The following is a 21077-nucleotide window of genomic DNA, read 5'->3' as shown; positions in this document are numbered from 1 at the left end:
GCGACAAATTTAACAGTCGCATCCCACAGCAAGGCAATAGGGCAGGACGACGATATGGGCGGCATGGTGGCAAGACTTAACCGGAATTCCGTATTCTGCGGTGCTTTGTTCGGCATCCTCGCATTGGCACTCGCCGGCTGCTCCACCCCTGAGGAAAAGGCCGCCTTCGCCAAGCGCAAGCAGGCGCCGCAGGCCGTAGTCGTCAAGTCCGCCAATGGCAGCCCTGTCGACGAAGGCAGCACCCAGCAGCATTACAAGGACGGTTATCCTTCCTTCAACGCTCCGCCGACGGCCGCCAACGTCCAGATCAACGATCAGCAGGCCGCCGACATGGTCAAGCAGATGACGGCGCTCGGCGCGGCGCGCAAGGCCGGTTCGATTTCCGAGGCCGAATACCAGAAGCGCGTCGCCGACATGCGCAAGCTCGCCGCCGAACACGGCCAGGATACGCTGTCCGAAATACAGCAGCAGAGCGGACAGCCCGGCCAGACGCAGAATTAGCCTTGCGTTTCAGGCGATTTGGACGCAAAGCGTTCCGATAGGCCGAATTTCGATGTTTCTTCCTGGTTGAGAGTGTTTCGCGCTCATAGCCGCCCAAGATTCACCGTATCTTTCGCGTCTGCATAATACGGCGCCGCGATTCCCAAGTTCGTATCGTGGCTGACCGGGAGATCGACGAACTTCACTGCGGTTGCAAGGGCCGCTGTCCCATGGGGAAAGAAATGGAAGAGTTTCATAAAGTCCGGCGTTTGCCGCCCTACGTCTTCGAACAGGTCAACCGTTTGAAGGCCAGCGCGCGAGCGGGCGGGGCCGACATCATCGACCTCGGCATGGGCAATCCGGACCTTCCGACCCCCAAGGCGATCGTCGACAAGCTGTGCGAAGTCGTCCAGGACCCGCGCACGCATCGTTATTCCTCCTCCAAGGGCATTCCCGGTCTGCGCCGCGCACAGGCCGCTTACTATGCCCGCCGCTTCGGCGTGAAGCTCAACCCGGATACGCAGGTTGTCGCCACCCTCGGCTCGAAGGAAGGCTTCGCCAACATGGCGCAGGCGATCACCGCGCCCGGTGACGTCATTCTTTGCCCGAATCCGACCTATCCGATCCATGCCTTCGGCTTCCTGATGGCCGGCGGCGTTATCCGTTCCATGCAGGTCGAACCGGACGACAGCTTCTTCCCGCCGCTCGAGCGGGCCGTGCGCCACTCGATCCCGAAGCCGCTGGCTCTGATTCTCAACTACCCGTCCAACCCGACAGCCTATGTGGCGACGCTCGATTTCTACAAGGAAGTCGTTGCCTTCGCCAAGAAGCACGACATCATCGTGCTGTCGGATCTGGCCTATTCGGAAATCTATTTCGACGACGTCCCGCCACCGTCGGTGCTGGAGGTTCCGGGCGCCATGGATGTCACCGTCGAGTTCACCTCGATGTCGAAGACCTTCTCCATGCCCGGCTGGCGCATGGGCTTCGCCGTCGGCAATGAGCGCCTGATCGCGGCCCTGACGCGCGTGAAGTCCTATCTGGACTACGGCGCCTTCACGCCGATCCAGGTGGCGGCGACCCATGCGCTGAACGGCGACGGTTCCGACATCGCCGAAGTCCGCAACATCTACAAGCGCCGCCGCGACGTGCTGGTCGACAGCTTCGGCAAGGCCGGCTTCGACGTGCCGCCGCCGGCAGCGACGATGTTCGCCTGGGCGAAGATCCCGGAAAAGTTCCGTCATCTCGGCTCGCTGGAATTCTCCAAGCTGCTGGTCGAAAAGGCCGACATCGCCGTGGCGCCGGGTATCGGCTTCGGCGAGCAGGGCGATGATTATGTGCGTATCGCGCTGGTCGAGAACGAGCATCGCATCCGCCAGGCGGCGCGCAACCTGAAGCGTTTCCTCTCGACCGCGGATGAAACCATGCATAATGTGATTTCGCTGAACGCTCATCGGTCCTAATTTTTCACGGCAGCCGTTTCCCCGGCTGCCGTGTCCCAAGACATTGATCAGGAATTCCTCATGGCAGATGCCCTCAAAATCGGCATTGCGGGCTTGGGCACCGTTGGTGCCTCGTTGGTCCGCATCATCCAAAGTCGCGCCAACGAGCTCGCGGTCACCTGCGGTCGCCCGGTCAAGATCGTCGCCGTCTCGGCGCGCGACCGCACCAAGGATCGCGGTCTCGATCTCGACGGCATCGAATGGTTCGGCGGCCCGGTCGATCTGGCGCAGAAGGCCGATATCGATGTCTTCGTCGAGCTGATCGGCGGTTCCGAAGGCGCGGCCAATGCCGCGGTGCGCGCCGCGCTTGCCCGCGGTCTGCATGTAGTCACGGCCAACAAGGCGCTGCTGGCCTATCACGGCGTCGAGCTGGCGGAGATTGCCGAGGAGAAGGGCGCGCTGCTCAATTTCGAAGCGGCGGTCGCCGGCGGCATCCCCGTCATCAAGGCGCTGCGCGAATCCCTGACCGGCAACACGATTTCGCGCGTTTACGGCATCATGAACGGCACCTGCAACTACATCCTGACCCGGATGGAGAAGGAGGGCCTGTCCTTTGCCGATTGTCTGAAGGAAGCCCAGCGTCTCGGTTATGCCGAGGCCGATCCGGCCTTCGACATCGAGGGCAACGACACCGCGCATAAGCTCGCCATCCTGACGACGCTCGCCTTCGGCAACCGCATCGCGGCCGACGACATCTATCTCGAAGGCATCACCAATATCTCGATCGAGGATATCCGCGCCGCCGCCGAACTCGGCTACCGCATCAAGCTGCTCGGCGTCGCCCAGCGCACGGAAAGCGGCATCGAACAGCGCGTCCATCCGACGATGGTGCCGCTCGAATCGGTCATCGCCCAGGTCGATGGCGTCACCAATGCCGTGGCGATCGAATCCGACATTCTCGGCGAGCTGCTGATGGTCGGCCCGGGCGCCGGCGGCAATGCGACGGCATCCTCCGTGCTTGGTGATATCGCCGATATCGCCAAGAGCCGGCCGGGCGCCCAGCGCGTACCGGTTCTCGGCCATCCCGCCAAGGCGCTCGAGCCTTACCGCAAGGCGCAGATGCAGAGCCACGAGGGCGGCTATTTCATTCGCTTGACCGTGCTCGACCGCACCGGCGTCTTCGCCAGCGTCGCGACCCGCATGGCGGAAAATCACATCTCGCTGGAATCGATCGTGCAGCGCTCGACCCAGCATCTGTCGCCCTCCGATCACCAGACCATCATCCTCGTCACCCATGCGACGATGGAAGATTCGGTGCGCAAGGCGGTAGCCTCGATCAAGACGGAAGGCTATCTCGTCGGCGAGCCGCAGGTTATCCGTATCGAGCGGCCGAAGGAATAATCCGGCGTCGGCCCGCGCGAAAACGAAGCGGGCCGTTCAATTCTGGGAGACATGGTGGAACAACCGGCAGATCCAGTGCAGCGGGCATTTCTGGGCGTCGAACGCTCCGTTTCCGGCAATCGCTGGATCTCCCGGCTCGACCAGGCCGGCCAGAACAGGGCGCTTGCCATCGCCCAGGTCCACGGTCTGCCGGATCTGATTGCTCGCGTGCTCGCGGGGCGCGGTGTCGGCCTCGACGAGGCCATGGCCTTCCTCGATCCGACGATTCGCGGCCTGATGCCGGACCCCTATCTGCTGACCGATTGCGAAAAGGCGGCCGCCCGTCTGCTGCGCGCCGTCAGGACGGGCGAGACGGTTGCGATCTTCGGCGATTACGATGTCGATGGCGCCGCGTCTTCGGCGCTGCTCTATCGTTTCCTAACCCATTTCGGCGTGCCCGCCAGCATCTATATTCCCGATCGCATCTTTGAAGGCTATGGCCCGAATCCGGCCGCCATCAACCAGCTCATCGACAATGGCGCGAAGCTCATCGTCACCGTCGATTGCGGTTCCACCAGCTTCGAATCGCTGGATGCGGCAAGGGCTCGCAATATCGACGTCGTCGTCATCGATCACCATCAGGTCGGCCACGAGCTGCCGCATTGCCATGCGCTGGTCAATCCCAATCGCGAGGACGATCTGTCGGGGCAGGGGCATCTCTGCGCTGCCGGCGTCGTCTTCCTCGTGCTTGTCGCCGCCTTGCGGCAGCTGCGCGAGGCGGGCGATGCCCGCGTCCGCTCTATCGATCTGCTCGCTTTGCTCGACATCGTCGCGCTGGCCACCGTTTGCGATGTCGTGCCGCTCAAGGGACTGAACCGCGCCTATGTCGTCAAGGGCCTGATCGCCGCCCGGCACCAGGGCAATCCCGGCCTCGCGGCGCTCTTCCGCAAGGCAGGCCTAGGAGGGCCGGTCACGCCCTATCATTTCGGCTTCCTCATCGGTCCGCGCATCAATGCCGGCGGCCGAATCGGTGATGCGGCGCTTGGCGCACGCCTGTTGACGCTCGACGATGCCGGGGAGGCCGAGACCATTGCCGAGAAGCTGGACGAACTGAACCGCGAGCGTCAGGCCATGGAAGCGGCCATGCTGCAGGAGGCCGAGGCCGAGGCGCTGGCGGAATATGGCAACGGCGACGGCGCTTCCGTCATCATCACGGCGCGCGAGAATTGGCACCCCGGCATCGTCGGCCTGATCGCATCGCGGCTGAAGGACAAGTTCCGTCGCCCGGCCTTCGCGATCGCCTTCGATCCCACCGGCAAGGGCACGGGCTCCGGCCGTTCGATCAATGGCTTCGACATGGGCCGCATGGTGCGCGCCGCCGTCGATGCCGGCCTCCTGGTCAAGGGCGGCGGTCATGCCATGGCGGCAGGGCTCACCGTGGAGCGCGGCAATCTCGGCAAATTGCGCGCCTTCTTCACCGAGAAGGCGGAAAAGCAGGTGGCGGGGCTGGTCGCCAACGAAACGCTGAAGATCGACGGCGCGCTTGGCGCCAGCGGCGCGACCGTGGAGCTGATCGACCAGCTCGAAACAGCCGGCCCCTATGGCTCCGGTCATCCGCAGCCGGTCTTCGCCCTGCCGAGCCACCGCCTGCGCGACTCGCGTCTGGTCGGCCAGTCGCACATCAAGGTCACGCTGGAATCGCAGGATGGCGGCCGTCTCGACGGCATCGCTTTCCGTGCCGCGGAGACACCGCTCGGCGAATTGCTGCTGTCGTCCAGAGGGGCTCAGCTCCATGTCGCCGGCACGCTCGGCGCCGATCACTGGCAGGGGAGCAGGCGCGTTCAGCTCCGCGTCACGGACGCCGCCAAGGCAGTCTGACCGGCGACGGAAATTCGCGGTCTTTTCAATGAAAAATCAGTGCTTTGCGGGAGGAAACAGTGGCACGCCCTAGGGGAGTCGAACCCCTCTTTACAGAATGAAAATCTGTCGTCCTAACCGATAGACGAAGGGCGCGTGCTGTGGCGCCCTTATAGTCAGCACCTTCCGTTCCCGCAAGCGGAAAATCGAGAAAAATCCACAGCCAGGAGAAGATTTTTCGAGGCGATTGTGGAAAAGCCGGAGCCGCACGCGATTGGTACGCCCTAGGGGAGTCGAACCCCTCTTTACAGAATGAGAATCTGTCGTCCTAACCGATAGACGAAGGGCGCATACCATCTGCGAGCATATAGGAATACCGCAAAGGCGCCACAACGGGAAGAAACAAGATTGTTTGGGAACTACACACAGCAGTGGCACGCCCTAGGGGAGTCGAACCCCTCTTTACAGAATGAAAATCTGTCGTCCTAACCGATAGACGAAGGGCGCGTGCTGCTGTTGTGTGGCGCGCTTATAGCGGGGTGATTTCATTCCCGCAAGCGCCTATTTCGCTTTTTCTTCGAAAAAATGACAGGTGCATGAAGCTACAGCGAAATTTGAATAAGCCTGCCTAAACAGGATGTTGTGGACGTCTGCCGACAGGGACGGTTCAAAGGCCCGGCGTGCTGACGGTTTGCCCGATCAGTGGCTTGCCGCTCTGGCCCTGGCCCTTCGACGCGGCAATATGCGCCAGCATCAACGCTTCCTTGCTATCGATCCTGTGGGCGTTGGAGCCGGGCGCCGGCATGATTTTCGAGGGCGTTGCGTCCGCTGTCGGCTTCATCGGACTTGCCGACGTGGGAGCGGCATTGCGGATGACGGGTGGCGGCAGTACCGATTCGGAGGTCCGGCCGGATGCCATGCCGCCATTGTCCTGCTGCGGCGCAATGTTTTGCATGGCGTTGGGCGGCATGCTGTAGACGCTGCGCGTGATCGGAACGATTCCCTGCGGTTCCGCGCCGGGCTGCGTCTTGGCCAGGGTGCCATCGGGATTGACGGCGATCGGCGGCGGGGCTGAATAGATGCTGCTCCTGCTGGCATTGACCCCGGTCGGCTGCGTCACCAGGCCGGCAATGCCGGTCGGAGTGTCGGCGGATTGACCTTGTCCCGACACGAGGGCGGATTGATCCGTTGCCTGTCCCACGATCATTTGCGAGCGTACCCCATGCACGCTGCGCACCAGCGGATCGCGATAGGCGACATCGCCCCTCAGCCGCTTCGCCTCGGCCCTGCTGTTGAGGGCATCGGCAAGCTGTTCGTCGGCGCTGGGTGGCGGCGTGGCCTCCGCCGTCTGCTTCGGCTTGTCGCCCGTCGTCGCGCAACCGGCGAGCATCATGAACGAAAGAGCGATGGCGATAGCGCTTGCACGCTTCTCGTTGCCGGATAAAATCTGCCTGTGGCACAAAGGACGTTCCCCGCTTGAAAAGGTTGCATCGGAACGGCCTCCTGCGAGGGACGATGATATCGCGCGGTGCTGACTGGGAACGGAAGACCCCGCGAAATCCGATGCATGATGCTTCGAGTCGTCCAAGCATGCCGGAGAGCGGGTATGGCCGGCAAGCGCGAAACCGATGGCTGCGCGCGTGCCGTAAGCCTCGCGAAAGCCTGGGCTTACCAGGCGCCGGTATTCTGCATCGAGGACCAGGGCTCGGCCGGCGGAAGGTTTGCGCCTTTCTGCAGGATTTCGATGGAAATGCCGTCCGGGGAGCGCACGAAGGCCATATGACCGTCGCGGGGCGGCCGGTTGATGGTGATGCCATTGTCCATGAGCTTTTGGCAGATGGCATAGATATCGTCGACTTCATAGGCGAGGTGACCGAAGTTGCGTCCTCCGGTATAGTCTTCCGGATCCCAGTTGTAGGTCAGTTCCAGGCACGGGGCTCCATTGGCGCGCGTCGCCTCGACGTCGGCGCTGGCGGCTAGGAAGACCAGCGTGAAGCGTCCCTTCTCGTTTTCGTGACGGCGCGTTTCGGTAAGGCCGAACAGGGTGCTGTAAAAATGCAGTGATGCGTCGAGATCCGTAACACGGACCATGGTGTGGAGATAACGCATTCTATTTCCTCTCTAATGTTGCGCCGGGCCGATCATGGGGCGTGGCTCCAGCTTCAGGCAAGACTTGCGCGTGATAATCTAAGGGTGGGAATAAACGAAAACTAGGACTTGCGCTTTTCCGTTACCAAGATGTTAATCTTGATTTCAAGGAATCAGTTAACCGTAACAGTGTGACGCGTAATCGAGGGCTGGCTAGGATGAGTGACAGAATTTCATCGAAGGGAATCGTTGACTTCGAAGAGATGTCGGGCGAAGCCGTCGAGCTCATCGAAATCTCCGGTGTCGTCAAATGGTTCGACGTCGCGAAGGGCTTTGGCTTCATTGTTCCGGATAACGGCATGCAGGACGTTTTGTTGCATGTGACCTGCCTTCGTCGTGACGGTTACCAGACGATTCTCGAGGGAACGCGCATCGTCGCGCTGATTCAGCGCCGCGAGCGCGGCTATCAGGCATTCAAGATCCTCTCCATGGATCAATCGACCGCCGTGCATCCCTCGCAGATGCCGCCGGTGCGCACGCATGTCCAGGTGACCGCCACAAGCGGACTGGAGCGGGCTCTGGTCAAGTGGTTCAACCGCACCAAGGGGTTCGGCTTCCTGACGCGCGGCGAGGGCACGGAAGATATCTTCGTGCATATGGAAACGCTGCGCCGCTTCGGTCTCGCCGAGCTGCGGCCGGGGCAGGTGGTGCTCGTCCGCTTCGGACCGGGCGAAAAGGGGCTGATGGCGGCGGAAATCCATCCTGACGCGCCGAGCCCGGCCACGCGGCCGCATTGATATGGCCAAAAATGTGATTTCCACCATCTTGAAGAGCGCCGCCATGGCGCTTTTTCTTGTTGGCGCCCCCGTTCCGGTCTTTGTCGCGCCGGCGATGAGCCAGCAAGCGGTCAAGTTCTCATCCGAGCCGCTGTCGATTGCCAGCCCCAAAGGCGAGACCCATAAGTTCACCGTGGAACTGGCGCTGACGGAACCGCAGCTGGAATACGGCCTGATGTATCGCGACAGCATGCCGGCCGATCATGGCATGCTCTTCGATTTCGGCGCGCCGCGTCCCGTCATGATGTGGATGAAGAATACCAAGCTGGCGCTGGACATGCTGTTTCTGGACCGCAATGGCGTCGTCACCCATATCCAGGAAAATGCCGTTCCCTATTCGGAAGCGATCATCAGCTCTGGCGGCCCGGTTGCTTACGTCATCGAGCTGAACGCCGGCATCGTCCGGAAGCTCGGTCTCGCTGTCGGCGACAAGGCAACGAGCGCCACCATTTCCGCCAAGCCCGGCAAATAGATATTTGCCGGGGAAGGTGGTGCCGGCGCAATTTTAGCTGTTGCAGCGCGGGGATGAACCGTGTATCTCCCCACTCGTTCCGCCGGGCAATATGCACGGTGTTTGAATTCGACGCAGATCCTTTGGCCGAGCGACTTCATGCTCAGAAGGGGTATGCGGAAGGGTACGGAGTGTAGCGCAGTCTGGTAGCGCATCTGGTTTGGGACCAGAGGGTCGGGAGTTCGAATCTCTCCACTCCGACCATTTTTATCTCCCATGATATCGTTGGATCGAGATCGGGCCTGTCCGCCTTTTGGGCTTGAAAACAAAGGGATTCGCAGCTAAGCAAAATCCCATATGGGCGCTGCTCGAAAGCGTGGCGCTAAGACAAGAGAAGCAAGAAAGCGGGCTTTCCCGCTTATTCGGAGGCGCTGCAGCGATGCCTGCCAAGATTTATCGTCCCGCGAAGACCGCCATGCAGTCCGGCAAGGCCAAGACCCATCTCTGGGTTCTGGAGTTCGACCAGGAGAGCCCCCGCAAGATCGATCCGATCATGGGCTATACCTCCTCGGGCGACACCCGCCAGCAGCTGAAGCTGACCTTCGAGACGCAGGAACAGGCCGAAGCCTATGCCCAGCGCGAAGGCATCGAATATCGCGTCATCGCGCCCAAGGATGCCAATCGCCAGGTGGTTTCCTATACCGATAACTTCCGCTTCAACCGCATCCAGCCCTGGACGCATTGAACCCGAGCATTCATTGCAGTGCCGCCCATTGAGTTTGGCGGCACTTTCAGGCATGTGTTGCCCGCCGCGAGCAACACGCGGTGATTTGGCCTCAAGGCCCCTTAGCTCAGCTGGATAGAGCACTTGCCTTCTAAGCATGTGGTCGCAGGTTCGAATCCTGCAGGGGTCGCCAAAATTTATTCAATTACAATGATTTAGTGAATTTTTGGGATGTACTCGTTTGCCGTGATGGGTGCCGGGTCCAAAGCGATTACGGCAGCCTTTGCGTTGCTGGGGCGATGCATTATTCTTCATTTATGACGCGCGTAATGGTGATTGGAAACGCAGGCGGCGGAAAGTCGACGATGTGCAGGGCGCTGAGCATTGCACACGCCTTGCCCTATCATGCTATCGACAAGCTTCAGTGGAAACCGAACTGGGTTCAGATATCCGAGGCGGAATTCACGGCTGCCCATGAGACCTGGCTCTCGCAAGCGCGGTGGCTGATCGATGGTTATGGCTCATGGGCATCTATTCTGCGTCGAATGGAGATGGCCGATACGATCATCTTCGTGGATCACCCGATATGGGTTCATTATTGGTGGGCCAGTAAACGCCAGATAAAATCCCTATTCCACGGTCGTCCGGATGGACCCGATGGATGCCCCATGTTTCCGGTTACCATTCGCCTTTTCAAAATGATGTGGCAACTGCATCGGGACATGCGCCCAAAGCTGCTTGTCGCCATTGAAGCGCATCGGGAACGGGCTCGGATCATCCATATTCGTTCTCCGCAAGAGCTTGCCGCGTTTGCCGCCAATCCAAAATGACAGACAGGTGTATTATCTTGCCGATTGGGGGACTTACCGAGCTGCCGCCATTCACCCGCCCGCATCCGCTGGCCTGGTCGCGTTTACCGCCATGTCGATCAGGTCGTATCCGGATATCGTGCCGACGAGCTTTATGACGATGATCGCCACGCCCAGAAGCGCAAATGTCATGATGATCCTGTCACTCTTCTTCACGCCCCGCTCCCCAACGCCTCGCGAAAGCCGCGTCTCGCGCGGCAGGCGATAGTATATCGCCTTCGTGATGTTGCGCTATAGGCTGGCTCACGCGGCCAACCTGCCGGCGGCGACGAGAAGGAGACCGCCCGCTATTCCTTCGATCCATCGCCGGCGGCGGTCATTGAAGCGGCCATGTGCGCCGACTGCCGCAATCACGAAACTGAGCATGGTGTAGATGGCGGCGCATAGTCCGATGAAGATCGCCGAGAGAACATAGGCTTGCAGGGCGATATTGTCCTCGTGCTGCATGAACTGCGGCAGGATGGCGAAGTAGATCATCATACCTTTTGGGTTGAGGAGGGCCGTGAGAAAGCCTTGCTGAAGCTGGTTTGTGCCGGCCGTTGCGAAGAGCGTGAGCCTGCCGGATTTCATCGAGGAGCGGATCAACCGAATTGCGAGATAGATCAGGTAGATGGCACCTAGCCAGCGCAGGGCCGCAAAGAGCACCGGCGAGGTGGCGATGATGGCGGCCACGCCGAGCGCTACAAGGGCGGAATGCAGCACGTAGCCGAGGCAGACACCGGCGGTCGCGCGCAATCCGGCCGCCGCGCCGCCCGACAGGGTTTGCGATGCCACGAACAGTATGTCCGGGCCAGGTGTGCAGATGAGCGGCAGCACCGTGACTGCGAAGAAAAGCAGATTTGTGTTGTCCATGATTGGCATCATAGGAGGAAATGCACGCAACCCGGTTGCAAAGACGCCAATTTTTCCCAATTAATTGGCATTGAAATTCCGATTACTCGGATTATTGGTAGGGAATGCCAATGCGGCTGGATGATATCGACAAGCGTATATTGCGGGCGTTGCAACGCGACGGACGTCTCCAGAATATCGAACTGGCAAAGGAAGTGGGTTTGTCGCCATCGCCCTGTCTGCGGCGGGTGAAGCTGTTGGAGGAGGCTGGCATCATCGATCGCTACGTGGCGGTGGTCAATCCAGTCAAGGCGGGCTTGCCCCTCTCGATGTTCGCCCGCGTCTGGTTGACCGCCCAGGACGCCGAAACGATCGATCACTTCATGGCGGCAATGAAGAAGCTACCGCAGGTCATGGAATGCTACATCATGCTCGGCGAAAGCGATGCGCTGCTACGTGTCGTTGTCTCCGATCTCGACGATTACCGGCAGTTCCAGTCGACGCACCTCACCAAGATCAACGGTATTCAGAACGTCAAGACCGATGTGCCAAGCCAAATCGTCAAGCAGACCTACGCCTTACCTTTGCGCTGAATGTCTTAGCTGGTTTAGCTGCAAGCAAGATCAGGCGGCGTTCAGGTCCGCGATTTCGCCGTGGCGGGCGAGAAGGCGAGGGGAGCTCATGTCGCCGGTCTCTTCATCGACGATGACGGCATAGGCGGCCACGCCGACGAAACGGGAGGACATGGAGGAGGCGATCTTCTCGGCGCTGACGGCGCTCGATGCCTGCCGCATCTCCCCCGGAACCAGATTTCCCCGGTTCTTCCTGTAAGGGAGGATGATGAATTTTTCGCCGGATGCCATTGTGCTTGCCCTCGTTTGTTCGCACAATGTTCTGGTTCGCTTCGAGTGTCAAGATGGTTAATGCGATGCTTGATGAGGGGCGCGCATCAAATTGAAAACCCGCCGGCCGTGTCACGGCCGACGGGTTTCGATTGTCCGATAATCGCTGGATCAGTGCAGGATCTGGCTGAGGAACAGCTTGGTGCGCTCATGCTGCGGATTGTCGAAGAATTCCTTCGGGGAGTTCTGTTCGACGATCTGGCCCTGGTCCATGAAGATCACGCGGTTGGCGACCTGGCGGGCGAAGCCCATTTCGTGGGTGACGCAGAGCATGGTCATGCCTTCTTCGGCAAGCCCTACCATGGTATCGAGCACTTCCTTGATCATTTCCGGGTCGAGCGCCGAGGTCGGCTCGTCGAACAGCATGATCTTCGGGTTCATGCACAGCGAGCGGGCGATCGCCACGCGCTGCTGCTGACCGCCGGAAAGCTGGCCGGGATATTTCTTCGCCTGATCCGGGATCTTGACGCGGGTCAGGAAATGCATGGCGATTTCTTCCGCCTGCTTCTTCGGCATCTTGCGCACCCAGATCGGCGCCAGCGTGCAGTTTTCCAGGATCGTCAGATGCGGGAAGAGGTTGAAGTGCTGGAACACCATGCCGACTTCGCGGCGCACTTCGTCGATCTTCTTCAGATCGTTGCTCAGTTCCGTGCCGTCGACGATGATCTGGCCCTTCTGGTGCTCTTCCAGGCGGTTGATGCAGCGGATCATCGTCGATTTGCCGGAGCCGGACGGGCCTGCAATGACGATGCGCTCGCCGCGCATGACCTTGAGATTGATGTCGCGCAGCACGTGAAAGTCACCGTACCACTTGTTCATGCCGATGATTTCGACCGCAACTTCCGTGTCGGAAATGGTCAGTTTTTTCGGTTGAGCGTCAGCCATATTCTTATTTCCCTCGATTCTTATCGTTTGTGGCCAGTGTCGAGATGGCGTTCCATGAAGCCTGAATAGCGCGACATGCCGAAGCAGAACAGCCAAAATATGAAACCGGCGAAAACAAGGCCCGTGATCGGCGTCACGGCGCTTGCCCAGGTCGCATCCGCGAAGTTCTGGCGGACGATGCCAAGCAGGTCGAACATGTTGATGATCGACACCAGCGAGGTGTCCTTGAACATGCCGATGAAGGTGTTGACGATGCCGGGGATGACCAGCTTGATCGCCTGCGGCAGCACGATCAGCCGCATCTTCTGCCAGTAGCCCAGGCCGAGTGAATCGGCACCTTCGAACTGCCCCTTCGGAACCGCCTGCAGGCCGCCGCGAATGACCTCCGCCATATAGGCCGAGGTAAACAGCGAAACGCCGACCATGGCGCGCAGCAATTTGTCCATCGTCCAGCCCTGCGGCAGGAAGAGCGGCAGCATGACGCTGGCCATGAACAGCACCGTGATCAGCGGAATGCCGCGGATGACTTCGATGAAGAGCACGCACAGCATGCGGATGACGGGCATTTTCGAACGCCGTCCGAGCGCCAGCATGATGCCGAATGGAATGGATACACCGATCGCGACGAACGACAGGATCAGCGTCACCATCAGGCCGCCCCAGCGGTTGGTTTCCACCACCTCGAGGCCGAAGCCGCCGTAAAGCAGAAAGAATGCCAGGATCGGGAGCACGATGAAGGCCAGGATGGCATTCAGCCCCTTCCTGGGAACGGCGGGTATCAGCAGGGGTGTGATGATCAGAACGGTGAGAATCGCGACCAGGATCGGCCGCCAGCGTTCTTCCGGCGGATAGAGGCCGAACATGAAGATGGTGAACTTGGCGCGGACGAATGCCCAGCATGCGCCGCTCCAGCCATCGGGCTGCGTGCCGCCCTGTACCGTCGTCGCGCAGAAGGTGCGGTCGGTGCCGCTCCATACCGCGTGGAGGAACAGCCAGTTGACGATATGCGGAATGGCCCAGGCGAGGAAGACGATGGCAAGGACGGTCAGCACCACGTCCTTCGGTGTCGCCAGCAGGTTTTTTCTCACCCAGTGGACGACGCCCTTTTCGCTCGTGGGAGCTGGCAGCGGCGGGAGAATGGTCTTGCTTACGAAGCCTTGGTTTGCGTCGGACATCTTATCTCTCCACCAAAGCCATCTTGGCATTGAACCAGTTCATGAACAGCGAGGTCAGGATGCTGAGCGTGAGATAGACGATCATCCAGATGATGACGACCTCGATCGCGCGCCCGGACTGATTGAGAATGACGCCGCCCACGGCCACGAGATCGGCATAGCCGATGGCGATGGCGAGCGACGAGTTCTTCGTCAGGTTGAGATACTGGCTGGTCAATGGCGGGATGATGATGCGCAGTGCCTGCGGAATGACGATCAAGCGGGTGATGGCGGAAGCGCGGAGACCGAGCGCGCCTGCCGCTTCCGACTGCCCCTTTGCCACGCCGCGAATGCCGCCGCGTACGATTTCGGCGATGAAGGACGCGGTGTAGAAGGAAAGCGCCAGGAAGAGGGAGATGAATTCCGGACCGATGACGAAGCCGCCGGTGAGGTTGAACTTGCCGGCCACCGGATAGTCGAAGGAAAGCGGCATGCCGGTCGCAAAGAAGGCCAGCAACGGCAAGCCGACGAGCAGGGCAATGGAGACCCAGATGGTGTGAAACTGCTGGCCGGTCGCGGCCTGACGCTTGTGAGCCCAGCGCGCCAGGAAAAATACCGCGACGATGGCGACGATCAAGGCGATACCGACAGCCCACATGCCGGTGCCGAAGATCGGGCTCGGAGCGGCGAGGCCGCGATTGCTGAGATAGGTGGAAAACGGCAGATGCAGGGCATCGCGCGCCTGCGGCAGCAAGACCAGCACGCCGCTATACCAGAAGAAGATGACCAGCAGCGGCGGAATGTTGCGGAAGAGCTCGACATAGGCCTGGCTCAGCTTGGCGATCAACCAGTTGTGCGAGAGGCGCCCGATACCGACGAGAAAGCCGATGATCGTCGCGGCGATGATGCCGCATACCGAGATCAGGATCGTATTGAGCAGGCCGACAACGAGCGCGTTGGTATTGGTCGAGTCGCTCGAAAAGGGAATCAGCGCCTGTCCGAGATTGAAACCGGCGCGCCCGACGAGGAAGCTGAAGCCGAAGGGCTGGTTGGTCGCGCGCAGATTGAGAATGGTGTTGTGGACGATGAACCAGCCGATCGCCAACAGAATGAGAAGGGTAAGGACCTGATAGAACAGGCCACGGACCTTCGGATTGTAAATCGTGGATACGACGGAGCTTTCGCCCTCGGGCGAATTCGTGGTTGTTGCCATGCGGAGTTTTTTCCCCAGTGTGCCCGTTTCGGGCTTGTTTTCTAAGGAGAAAGGCGGAAGCCGCCTTTCTCCGAAATCATGCGGCCGGGGCTTAGCGGACCGGCGGTGCGTACTGGATGCCGCCCTTGTTCCACAGGGCATTCAGGCCACGAGCGATCTTCAGCGGGCTGCCAGCGCCGATGTTACGGTCGAAGACTTCGCCGTAATTGCCGACGCCCTTGATGATGTTGTAGGCCCAGTCATTGGTAAGGCCGAGGTCGGTGCCGAGCGTCGAGCCCTGTTCAGCGCCGAGGAAGCGCTTGATGTCCGGGTTGGCCGAGTTCTTCATCTCGTCGACGTTCTTCTGCGTGATGCCGAATTCTTCGGCGTTAACCATCGCATAGGCGGTCCAGCTGACGATGTCGAACCATTGGTCGTCGCCCTGGCGAACGGCCGGGCCGAGCGGCTCCTTGGAGATGATCTCCGGCAGGACGACATTGTCGTCGGGGTTCTTCAGCGTCAGGCGCAGCGCATAAAGGCCGGACTGGTCGGTGGTGTAGACGTCGCAACGGCCGGAGTCGTAAGCGGCGTTGACTTCCTCGAGCTTGTCGAAGACCACCGGATTGTACTGAAGATTGTTGGTCTTGAAGTAGTCGGCGAGGTTGAGTTCCGTCGTCGTGCCGGACTGGACGCAGACGGCGGCGCCGGACAGTTCGAGGGCCGACTTCACGTTCAGTTCCTTGCGGACCATGAAGCCCTGGCCGTCGTAGTAGGTGACGGGGCGGAAGTTGAGGCCGAGCGCGGTATCGCGGCTGATGGTCCAGGTCGTGTTACGCGACAGCAGGTCGATTTCGCCCGACTGCAGAGCCGTGAAGCGATCCTTCGCGCTGAGAGGCGTGTACTTCACCTTGGTCACGTCACCGAAGACGGCTGCGGCCACGGCCTTGCACAGATCGACGTCGAAACCGGACCAGTTCCCGGATGCGTCCGGCTGCGAAAAGCCCAGAAGGGCCGAATTCACGCCGCATTGTACGAAGCCCTTGGCCTTCACGTCGCTCAGCGTCGAAGCCGACGCGCCAGACGTCGTATATGCCAGGGCCGCAGCGCCGAGGAATACGGACAGAGCAAACTTTTTCATCTTTCCCAACCTTTGCCTATTGTTTTATTGTTAAAATTATATCGCTCCCGAAGGCGGTTCCTGGAGAACCATGTTCCCTCACTCTCCCCGGTGCGAGCCGTCCTATCACAGTCGCAAATGCATTTCCGGTCAAGACTCTGCCCGAATTATTGAGGAATTATTCGGCATTTTCGCTCGTGGCGGCACGAAATGAGGCGTTTGGCTGCTATTTAGGCGGCGTTTTGCCAAAAATCTGCGCGAAAACAGCGCAAACTTCCGCTAATTCATTATTTTAGATCTTAAGTAATTAGAGGTCTTTCCGGGTACTGCCGGGTTGACCCGGCGGGACTTGATCGCCAAAAATCGAAGTCCCACAGCACCAAAGGCATATCCAGGCATGAAAGACAAAGACACTCCGCTGCAGGACGCCGGCATCAATACGCGCCTGTCCCATATCGGCTATTCGCCATCCGACTATCATGGCTTCGTCAACCCGCCGGTCGTCCGTGCATCCACGGTATTGTTCCCCAATGCGCGGACCATGGAGACGCACGACCAGAAATATACCTACGGCACGCGCGGCACGCCGACGACGGATGCGCTTTGCGAGGCGATGGATGAGCTGGAGGGGTCGGCGGGAACGGTCATCGTGCCATCGGGCCTTGCCGCAGTGACCATACCGTTCCTCGCCTTCCTGTCCGCCGGCGATCATGCGCTGGTGGTTGATTCGGTCTACGGGCCGACGCGCTTCTTCTGCGATACCATGCTGAAGCGCCTGGGCGTCGAGGTCGATTATTACGATCCGCTGGTCGGCGCCGGTATCGAGCAGTTGATCAAGCCGAACACCAAATTGGTGCATACCGAGGCGCCGGGTTCCAACACTTTCGAAATGCAGGATATTTCGGCGATTTCGGCCGCGGCTCACCGGCATGGCTGCGTCGTTACCATGGACAATACCTGGGCGACGCCGCTCTATTTCAAGCCGCTCGATCACGGCGTCGACATCTCCATTCACGCGGCGACGAAATATCCGGCCGGACATTCCGACATTCTGATGGGAACGGTGTCCGCCAATGCGGCGCATTGGAAGCAGTTGCTGGACACCCATGGCCAGCTCGGCATCTGCGGCGCGCCGGACGACGCCTATCAGGTGTTGAGAGGCTTGCGCACCATGGGCGTGCGGCTGGAGCGGCATCAGCAGAGTGCACTCGCTGTCGCCGAGTGGCTCGAGGGGCGAGAGGAGGTCGCGCGCGTGCTGCATCCGGCCCTGCCGAGCTTCCCGAGCCATGCCATCTGGAAGCGCGATTTCAAGGGATCGAGCGGCATCTTCTCCTTCGTGCTCGCCGTCGATAGCCCGGAGAAGTTCAAGGCGAAGGCGCATGCCTTCCTCGATGCGCTCCGGATTTTCGGCCTCGGCTATTCCTGGGGCGGCTTCGAAAGCCTCGCATTGCACGTCAGCCTGAAGGACCGGCGCGTCACCAAGGCACCGACGGAAGGGCCGGTGCTGCGCCTGCAGATCGGTCTTGAGGATGTCGCCGATATCAAGGCGGATATCGAAAAGGGCTTTGCTGCCGCCAAAGAGGTCTGATCAGCCGATGGCGCGGTAGCCGTAGATCCAATCCAGATCCGCCGCGAGGCTTTGCGGCGGACGCATGGAGAGGACGAGATCGCGCGCCAGCCGCACCGGACCGCGGGCATGGTAGGCGAATTGATTGAAGGCGGCGCGCTGGCGCAGCCTTGCGATGCGCGGGGTGCGATGCCTTTCAAAAAGCTCCAGCGCTTCGGGCAGCGGGCGCGAGGCAACCATGCCGGCGAGTTCGAAGGCGTCTTCGATCGCCATGGCGGCACCCTGGGCGGCAAAGGGCATCATGGCATGCGCCGCATCGCCGATCAGCACCACGTCCTTGCCATTGTGCCAGCGCCCGGCGCCTGCTTCATAGAGCGGCCAGAAGGTTGCTTGTTCCTGCTGTTCCAGCATTTTTCTGATGGTGGCATTCCAGCCGGAAAAGCGGCGCAGCAGGTGGGCCTGCTGGGCTTCGGTGCCGGTGGTGTCCCAGTCGTGGCTGGCACTGCTTCCGGACGTATTGGCCACGATATTGAAGGCGGCATTTTCCCGGATCGGATAGCAGACGAGATGCGCCGAGGAGCCGAGGAAAGCCGTCACGCTCGTCCTGTCCAGAATGGAGGGCGCGAGCGCTTCGGGAATGGTGAAACGCCAGGCGATATTGCCGGAAAAGCCGGGCGAGGGCGCGCCGAGCACCAGCGCGCGCGCCTTGGACCAGACGCCGTCGGCACCGATCACCAGATCGGCCTCCACGCCCGTGATCGCGTCGAACGCCAGCCTGCTGGTGGTGTCGAGATGGCGGCCGAGATGCAGCGTGCACAGCGGATTGGCCGTGACGGCACCGAGAAGCACCCTTTGCAGGGTGGCGCGATGGACTGTGCCATAAGGTGCCCCCCAGCGCGCTTTCGCGAAACTGCCGCTGGGAACGGAGGCGATCGCCCGCAGCGATGAGCCGGAGACCAGCCTGATTTCCTTCGGTTCCAGCCAGATGGGCACAAGCGCATCGAGCACGCCGAGCGCGTCGAGGATATGCGTGGCATTGGGAGAAAGCTGCAGGCCGGCGCCGACTTCGGTCAGCGCTTCGGCCTGCTCGAAGATTGTCGAAGGGATGCCGCGCCTTGCCAGCGCCAACGCCGCTGTGAGGCCGGCTATCCCGGCACCGATGATCGCGGCGCTCTTGATCGGCATTCAGCTATGTCCGATCCGATCCTTGCGCGTTCAGGCGGCCTTGAAATTGAAGATGCAGCCGGCCGGATTGGTCTGATCCGCCTTCAGGGACGGATTGTAGCGATAGAGCGTCGAGCAGTAGGGGCAGACCTTTTCGTTCTCATCGCCCAAATCGATGAAGATATGCGGATGGTCGTAGGGGACCGAAGCGCCGGTGCACATGAATTCCTTCACGCCGATCTCGATCGCGCGATGTCCGCCGTCGTTCTGGAAATGGGGAATATTGTGGCCGGCCATGATGATCTCCGAATACGTCTTGCCCTGGATGGCATGAATGTTGCGCCAGACTTGGTCGCCTCTCTTTATAATCCTTCTTGCCGATTGTGTAGTGCGAAAGTCCGGTTCGGCGCACAGATTTTCTCGGGCTGCGGGGTTCACCTGATATCGCCGATAAAATAAGCTCCGCCGCCAAAGAGACCATGTTTGCGAAGACCTTGCGATGAATCTGAATATTCCCCCTTTTTCCCATTTCGTGCATGACGGCCTGAAGCTCGCTTATTTCGACGAGGGCGATCCGAATGGCGCGCCGGTGCTGCTCATTCACGGATTTGCTTCGACTGCGGTTGCCAATTGGGTCAATCCGGGCTGGTTGAAGACGCTGGGGGATGCCGGCTATCGCGTCATCGCCATCGACAATCGCGGCCATGGCGCGAGCGACAAATCCTACGATGCCGATGCCTATCACCCCTGGCTCATGGCCGAGGATGCCGTCGCCCTGCTCGATCATCTCGGCATCCCGGAGGCCCATGTGATGGGCTATTCGATGGGCGCGCGCGTTTCGACCTTCCTGGCGATGGCGCATCCGGATCGCGTTCGCTCGCTCGTGCTCGGCGGCCTCGGTATCGGCATGGTCGATGGAGTCGGCGATTGGGACCCGATCGCTGACGCGCTGCTAGCCCCCTCGCTCGACGACGTCACGCATCAGCGCGGCCGCATGTTCCGCGCCTTCGCCGACCAGACGAAGAGCGACCGCGAGGCGCTGGCTGCCTGCATCATGGGATCGCGCGATCTTGCCGCCCGAGAGGATGTCGCCAAGGTCGAGGCGCCGACGCTGATCGCCGTCGGCACCAAGGACGACATTGCCGGCTCGGCGCAGGAGCTTGCCGAACTGATGCCGCATGCCATTGCGCTGGACATTCCGAACCGTGACCACATGCTTGCCGTCGGTGACAAGCTGTTCAAGCAGGCGGTTCTCGATTTCTACGAGCGGCTTGCCGCTCGATAAAGAAGTCACTTGCCGGTGAAATGCGGTTTCCGCCGGGCGGCGAAAGCGGCGCGGCCTTCGGCATAATCGGCGCTGTCGAAGGTTTCGGCGCCGATGACCTCGGCCTCACGCAGAAGGTCGCTGTCCTGTTCGACGACGGCGCGCACCGCGAGCTTCGAGGCATGCAGCGCGATGGGTGCATTGGCGGCGATTGCATGGGCCAGCGCTGAAACTTCGTCATCGAAGGCGTGGGTGGCGATCTCTTCCAGCACGAAGCCAGCGGCAAGCATCTTGTCGGCCGACATCGGCGCGCCGGTGAACAATGCGACCTTGGCCATCTGCGGCCCCAGCGCATTGACGATATCCTGCACGGCATCGGCCGGGTAGGCGATGCCGAGGCGAACCGCGGGCACGGAGAAGCGCGCGCCCTCTTCGGCGACACGCAGGTCGCAGGCGGCTGCTATCCCGAAGCCGCCGCCATAGCAAACGCCACGGATGGCGGCGATCGTCGGCACGCGGCAATGGCGGATGGCGGTAAAGGCATCGCTGTTCAGCGCCTCGTAGGCGACGGCGGTCTCCGTATCCTTGCGCAAATGGTCGAATTCGCTGATGTCGGCGCCGGCGGAAAAATCCCGGCCTTCGCCGCGAATGACGATCACATGCGCATGCGCTTCGTCGGTCAGGGCGCGCAGCGCTTGCGGTATCGCCCGCCACATGGCGGCGGTGACCGCATTTTTCCGATCCGGATTGTCGATGGTGAGTATGGCAACCATATCGCGGCAACGCGCGCGCAGAAGACCACCGGCAAAATCACGCTCGAAACTCATGCGCTCCTGACCCATTTATGTTGTCGGACTTTTACTCTATATAATGT

The 21077-nt window shown here is 60.7% G+C and carries 23 protein-coding genes and 5 tRNA genes; 13 read left to right on the top strand and 15 right to left on the bottom strand.

Annotation, left to right across the window (positions count from 1 at the left end):
• Positions 1-63 precede the first annotated feature (63 nt).
• The 4 genes from FHX11_RS04720 to recJ all read left to right on the top strand — a co-directional run bounded on the left by FHX11_RS04720 (position 64) and on the right by recJ (position 5180).
• Positions 64-501: a hypothetical protein gene (locus tag FHX11_RS04720; RefSeq protein WP_246780879.1), complete on the top strand. Its 438-nt coding sequence runs from the start codon at positions 64-66 to the stop codon at positions 499-501.
• Between the two features lie 221 nt (positions 502-722).
• Positions 723-1943: an LL-diaminopimelate aminotransferase gene (locus tag FHX11_RS04715; RefSeq protein WP_184355503.1), complete on the top strand. Its 1221-nt coding sequence runs from the start codon at positions 723-725 to the stop codon at positions 1941-1943.
• A gap of 60 nt (positions 1944-2003) precedes the next feature.
• Positions 2004-3323 carry a homoserine dehydrogenase gene (locus FHX11_RS04710; RefSeq protein ID WP_184355501.1) on the top strand — a complete coding sequence of 440 codons (1320 nt, stop codon included), beginning with the start codon at positions 2004-2006 and terminating at the stop codon, positions 3321-3323.
• A gap of 51 nt (positions 3324-3374) precedes the next feature.
• Entirely contained in the window at positions 3375-5180 is a 1806-nt protein-coding gene (gene recJ, locus FHX11_RS04705) for a single-stranded-DNA-specific exonuclease RecJ (RefSeq protein ID WP_184355499.1), read from the top strand.
• A 60-nt stretch (positions 5181-5240) separates the two neighbouring features.
• On the opposite strand, the gene FHX11_RS04700 is transcribed toward recJ, so the two are convergent.
• From FHX11_RS04700 to FHX11_RS04680, 5 genes are all read right to left on the bottom strand, one after another.
• Positions 5241-5315 (bottom strand) — tRNA-Glu (locus FHX11_RS04700).
• Positions 5316-5434: 119 nt separating this feature from the next.
• Positions 5435-5509 (bottom strand) — tRNA-Glu (locus FHX11_RS04695).
• Between the two features lie 82 nt (positions 5510-5591).
• Positions 5592-5666, bottom strand: a tRNA-Glu gene (locus FHX11_RS04690).
• A 160-nt stretch (positions 5667-5826) separates the two neighbouring features.
• The gene (locus FHX11_RS04685) at positions 5827-6621 is read right to left on the bottom strand and encodes a hypothetical protein (RefSeq protein WP_184355497.1); all 795 of its coding nucleotides are present in this window, start codon (positions 6619-6621) and stop codon (positions 5827-5829) included.
• 206 nt (positions 6622-6827) lie between these two features.
• Positions 6828-7268 carry a VOC family protein gene (locus tag FHX11_RS04680; protein ID WP_184355496.1) on the bottom strand — a complete coding sequence of 147 codons (441 nt, stop codon included), beginning with the start codon at positions 7266-7268 and terminating at the stop codon, positions 6828-6830.
• A gap of 197 nt (positions 7269-7465) precedes the next feature.
• Here FHX11_RS04680 and FHX11_RS04675 point away from each other — a divergent pair, with 197 nt between their 5' ends.
• From FHX11_RS04675 to FHX11_RS04650, 6 genes are all read left to right on the top strand, one after another.
• Positions 7466-8044, top strand: coding sequence for a cold-shock protein (locus FHX11_RS04675; protein WP_184355495.1), 579 nt, complete (start codon positions 7466-7468; stop codon positions 8042-8044).
• Between the two features lie 43 nt (positions 8045-8087).
• Positions 8088-8555, top strand: a complete 468-nt coding sequence (locus tag FHX11_RS04670; protein WP_246780878.1) for a DUF192 domain-containing protein — start codon at positions 8088-8090, stop codon at positions 8553-8555.
• A gap of 166 nt (positions 8556-8721) precedes the next feature.
• Positions 8722-8798 (top strand) — tRNA-Pro (locus tag FHX11_RS04665).
• Between the two features lie 175 nt (positions 8799-8973).
• Positions 8974-9279 carry an ETC complex I subunit gene (locus FHX11_RS04660; protein WP_184355493.1) on the top strand — a complete coding sequence of 102 codons (306 nt, stop codon included), beginning with the start codon at positions 8974-8976 and terminating at the stop codon, positions 9277-9279.
• Between the two features lie 95 nt (positions 9280-9374).
• Positions 9375-9451 (top strand) — tRNA-Arg (locus FHX11_RS04655).
• A 136-nt stretch (positions 9452-9587) separates the two neighbouring features.
• Entirely contained in the window at positions 9588-10088 is a 501-nt protein-coding gene (locus FHX11_RS04650; RefSeq protein WP_246780877.1) for a flagellar protein FlaR, read from the top strand.
• A 51-nt stretch (positions 10089-10139) separates the two neighbouring features.
• Here FHX11_RS04650 and FHX11_RS04645 read toward each other — a convergent pair whose 3' ends face one another.
• Together FHX11_RS04645 and FHX11_RS04640 are read right to left on the bottom strand one after the other, a co-directional pair.
• The gene (locus FHX11_RS04645) at positions 10140-10283 is read right to left on the bottom strand and encodes a hypothetical protein (protein WP_184355843.1); all 144 of its coding nucleotides are present in this window, start codon (positions 10281-10283) and stop codon (positions 10140-10142) included.
• A gap of 87 nt (positions 10284-10370) precedes the next feature.
• Positions 10371-10979, bottom strand: a complete 609-nt coding sequence (locus FHX11_RS04640) for a LysE family translocator (RefSeq protein ID WP_184355492.1) — start codon at positions 10977-10979, stop codon at positions 10371-10373.
• Between the two features lie 104 nt (positions 10980-11083).
• Between FHX11_RS04640 and FHX11_RS04635 the strand changes: the two genes are divergently transcribed.
• A complete protein-coding gene (locus FHX11_RS04635; RefSeq protein ID WP_348649686.1) occupies positions 11084-11551 on the top strand; it encodes an Lrp/AsnC family transcriptional regulator in 468 nt (155 codons plus the stop codon).
• A gap of 30 nt (positions 11552-11581) precedes the next feature.
• Here FHX11_RS04635 and FHX11_RS04630 read toward each other — a convergent pair whose 3' ends face one another.
• From FHX11_RS04630 to FHX11_RS04610, 5 genes are all read right to left on the bottom strand, one after another.
• Positions 11582-11821, bottom strand: coding sequence for a hypothetical protein (locus FHX11_RS04630; RefSeq protein WP_184355490.1), 240 nt, complete (start codon positions 11819-11821; stop codon positions 11582-11584).
• Between the two features lie 150 nt (positions 11822-11971).
• On the bottom strand, positions 11972-12745 hold the full coding sequence (locus FHX11_RS04625; protein WP_184355488.1) for an amino acid ABC transporter ATP-binding protein: 774 nt from the start codon (positions 12743-12745) through the stop codon (positions 11972-11974).
• A gap of 20 nt (positions 12746-12765) precedes the next feature.
• Positions 12766-13920: an amino acid ABC transporter permease gene (locus FHX11_RS04620; protein WP_184355486.1), complete on the bottom strand. Its 1155-nt coding sequence runs from the start codon at positions 13918-13920 to the stop codon at positions 12766-12768.
• Between the two features lies 1 nt (position 13921).
• Complete coding sequence (locus FHX11_RS04615) at positions 13922-15112, bottom strand: amino acid ABC transporter permease (protein ID WP_184355484.1); 1191 nt, start codon at positions 15110-15112, stop codon at positions 13922-13924.
• A 91-nt stretch (positions 15113-15203) separates the two neighbouring features.
• Positions 15204-16229, bottom strand: a complete 1026-nt coding sequence (locus FHX11_RS04610; RefSeq protein ID WP_184355483.1) for an amino acid ABC transporter substrate-binding protein — start codon at positions 16227-16229, stop codon at positions 15204-15206.
• Positions 16230-16605: 376 nt separating this feature from the next.
• On the opposite strand from FHX11_RS04610, the gene FHX11_RS04605 reads away from it, so the two are divergent.
• The gene (locus FHX11_RS04605; protein WP_184355481.1) at positions 16606-17796 is read left to right on the top strand and encodes a cystathionine beta-lyase; all 1191 of its coding nucleotides are present in this window, start codon (positions 16606-16608) and stop codon (positions 17794-17796) included.
• Here the strand turns inward: FHX11_RS04605 and FHX11_RS04600 are convergent, their stop codons facing one another.
• Together FHX11_RS04600 and FHX11_RS04595 are read right to left on the bottom strand one after the other, a co-directional pair.
• Positions 17797-18960 (bottom strand): FAD-dependent monooxygenase, encoded by a 1164-nt coding sequence (locus FHX11_RS04600; RefSeq protein WP_184355479.1) that lies wholly within the window; start codon positions 18958-18960, stop codon positions 17797-17799.
• Positions 18961-18990: 30 nt separating this feature from the next.
• On the bottom strand, positions 18991-19236 hold the full coding sequence (locus FHX11_RS04595; RefSeq protein WP_184355477.1) for a zinc-finger domain-containing protein: 246 nt from the start codon (positions 19234-19236) through the stop codon (positions 18991-18993).
• 202 nt (positions 19237-19438) lie between these two features.
• On the opposite strand from FHX11_RS04595, the gene FHX11_RS04590 reads away from it, so the two are divergent.
• On the top strand, positions 19439-20224 hold the full coding sequence (locus FHX11_RS04590; RefSeq protein ID WP_184355475.1) for an alpha/beta hydrolase: 786 nt from the start codon (positions 19439-19441) through the stop codon (positions 20222-20224).
• 5 nt (positions 20225-20229) lie between these two features.
• On the opposite strand, the gene FHX11_RS04585 is transcribed toward FHX11_RS04590, so the two are convergent.
• Positions 20230-21030 carry an enoyl-CoA hydratase-related protein gene (locus tag FHX11_RS04585; protein ID WP_184355473.1) on the bottom strand — a complete coding sequence of 267 codons (801 nt, stop codon included), beginning with the start codon at positions 21028-21030 and terminating at the stop codon, positions 20230-20232.
• Positions 21031-21077 lie beyond the last annotated feature (47 nt).

This window comes from Rhizobium sp. BK602 (assembly GCF_014195095.1).
Lineage (GTDB): Bacteria > Pseudomonadota > Alphaproteobacteria > Rhizobiales > Rhizobiaceae > Rhizobium.
The sequence above is the reverse complement of the archived record's forward strand: the minus strand, read 5'-3'. Positions and strand labels throughout refer to the sequence as shown.

Excerpts from the sequence above, each read along its gene's own strand:
- FHX11_RS04720 (WP_246780879.1), top strand. The coding sequence starts at position 64 with ATGGTGGCAAGACTTAACCGGAATTCCGTATTCTGCGGTGCTTTGTTC.
- FHX11_RS04715 (WP_184355503.1), top strand. The coding sequence starts at position 723 with ATGGAAGAGTTTCATAAAGTCCGGCGTTTGCCGCCCTACGTCTTCGAA.
- FHX11_RS04710 (WP_184355501.1), top strand. The coding sequence starts at position 2,004 with ATGGCAGATGCCCTCAAAATCGGCATTGCGGGCTTGGGCACCGTTGGT.
- recJ (WP_184355499.1), top strand. The coding sequence starts at position 3,375 with ATGGTGGAACAACCGGCAGATCCAGTGCAGCGGGCATTTCTGGGCGTC.
- FHX11_RS04680 (WP_184355496.1), bottom strand. The coding sequence starts at position 7,268 with ATGCGTTATCTCCACACCATGGTCCGTGTTACGGATCTCGACGCATCA.
- FHX11_RS04675 (WP_184355495.1), top strand. The coding sequence starts at position 7,466 with ATGAGTGACAGAATTTCATCGAAGGGAATCGTTGACTTCGAAGAGATG.
- FHX11_RS04670 (WP_246780878.1), top strand. The coding sequence starts at position 8,088 with ATGGCGCTTTTTCTTGTTGGCGCCCCCGTTCCGGTCTTTGTCGCGCCG.
- FHX11_RS04660 (WP_184355493.1), top strand. The coding sequence starts at position 8,974 with ATGCCTGCCAAGATTTATCGTCCCGCGAAGACCGCCATGCAGTCCGGC.
- FHX11_RS04650 (WP_246780877.1), top strand. The coding sequence starts at position 9,588 with ATGGTGATTGGAAACGCAGGCGGCGGAAAGTCGACGATGTGCAGGGCG.
- FHX11_RS04640 (WP_184355492.1), bottom strand. The coding sequence starts at position 10,979 with ATGGACAACACAAATCTGCTTTTCTTCGCAGTCACGGTGCTGCCGCTC.
- FHX11_RS04635 (WP_348649686.1), top strand. The coding sequence starts at position 11,084 with ATGCCAATGCGGCTGGATGATATCGACAAGCGTATATTGCGGGCGTTG.
- FHX11_RS04630 (WP_184355490.1), bottom strand. The coding sequence starts at position 11,821 with ATGGCATCCGGCGAAAAATTCATCATCCTCCCTTACAGGAAGAACCGG.
- FHX11_RS04625 (WP_184355488.1), bottom strand. The coding sequence starts at position 12,745 with ATGGCTGACGCTCAACCGAAAAAACTGACCATTTCCGACACGGAAGTT.
- FHX11_RS04620 (WP_184355486.1), bottom strand. The coding sequence starts at position 13,920 with ATGTCCGACGCAAACCAAGGCTTCGTAAGCAAGACCATTCTCCCGCCG.
- FHX11_RS04615 (WP_184355484.1), bottom strand. The coding sequence starts at position 15,112 with ATGGCAACAACCACGAATTCGCCCGAGGGCGAAAGCTCCGTCGTATCC.
- FHX11_RS04610 (WP_184355483.1), bottom strand. The coding sequence starts at position 16,229 with ATGAAAAAGTTTGCTCTGTCCGTATTCCTCGGCGCTGCGGCCCTGGCA.
- FHX11_RS04605 (WP_184355481.1), top strand. The coding sequence starts at position 16,606 with ATGAAAGACAAAGACACTCCGCTGCAGGACGCCGGCATCAATACGCGC.
- FHX11_RS04600 (WP_184355479.1), bottom strand. The coding sequence starts at position 18,960 with ATGCCGATCAAGAGCGCCGCGATCATCGGTGCCGGGATAGCCGGCCTC.
- FHX11_RS04595 (WP_184355477.1), bottom strand. The coding sequence starts at position 19,236 with ATGGCCGGCCACAATATTCCCCATTTCCAGAACGACGGCGGACATCGC.
- FHX11_RS04590 (WP_184355475.1), top strand. The coding sequence starts at position 19,439 with ATGAATCTGAATATTCCCCCTTTTTCCCATTTCGTGCATGACGGCCTG.
- FHX11_RS04585 (WP_184355473.1), bottom strand. The coding sequence starts at position 21,030 with ATGAGTTTCGAGCGTGATTTTGCCGGTGGTCTTCTGCGCGCGCGTTGC.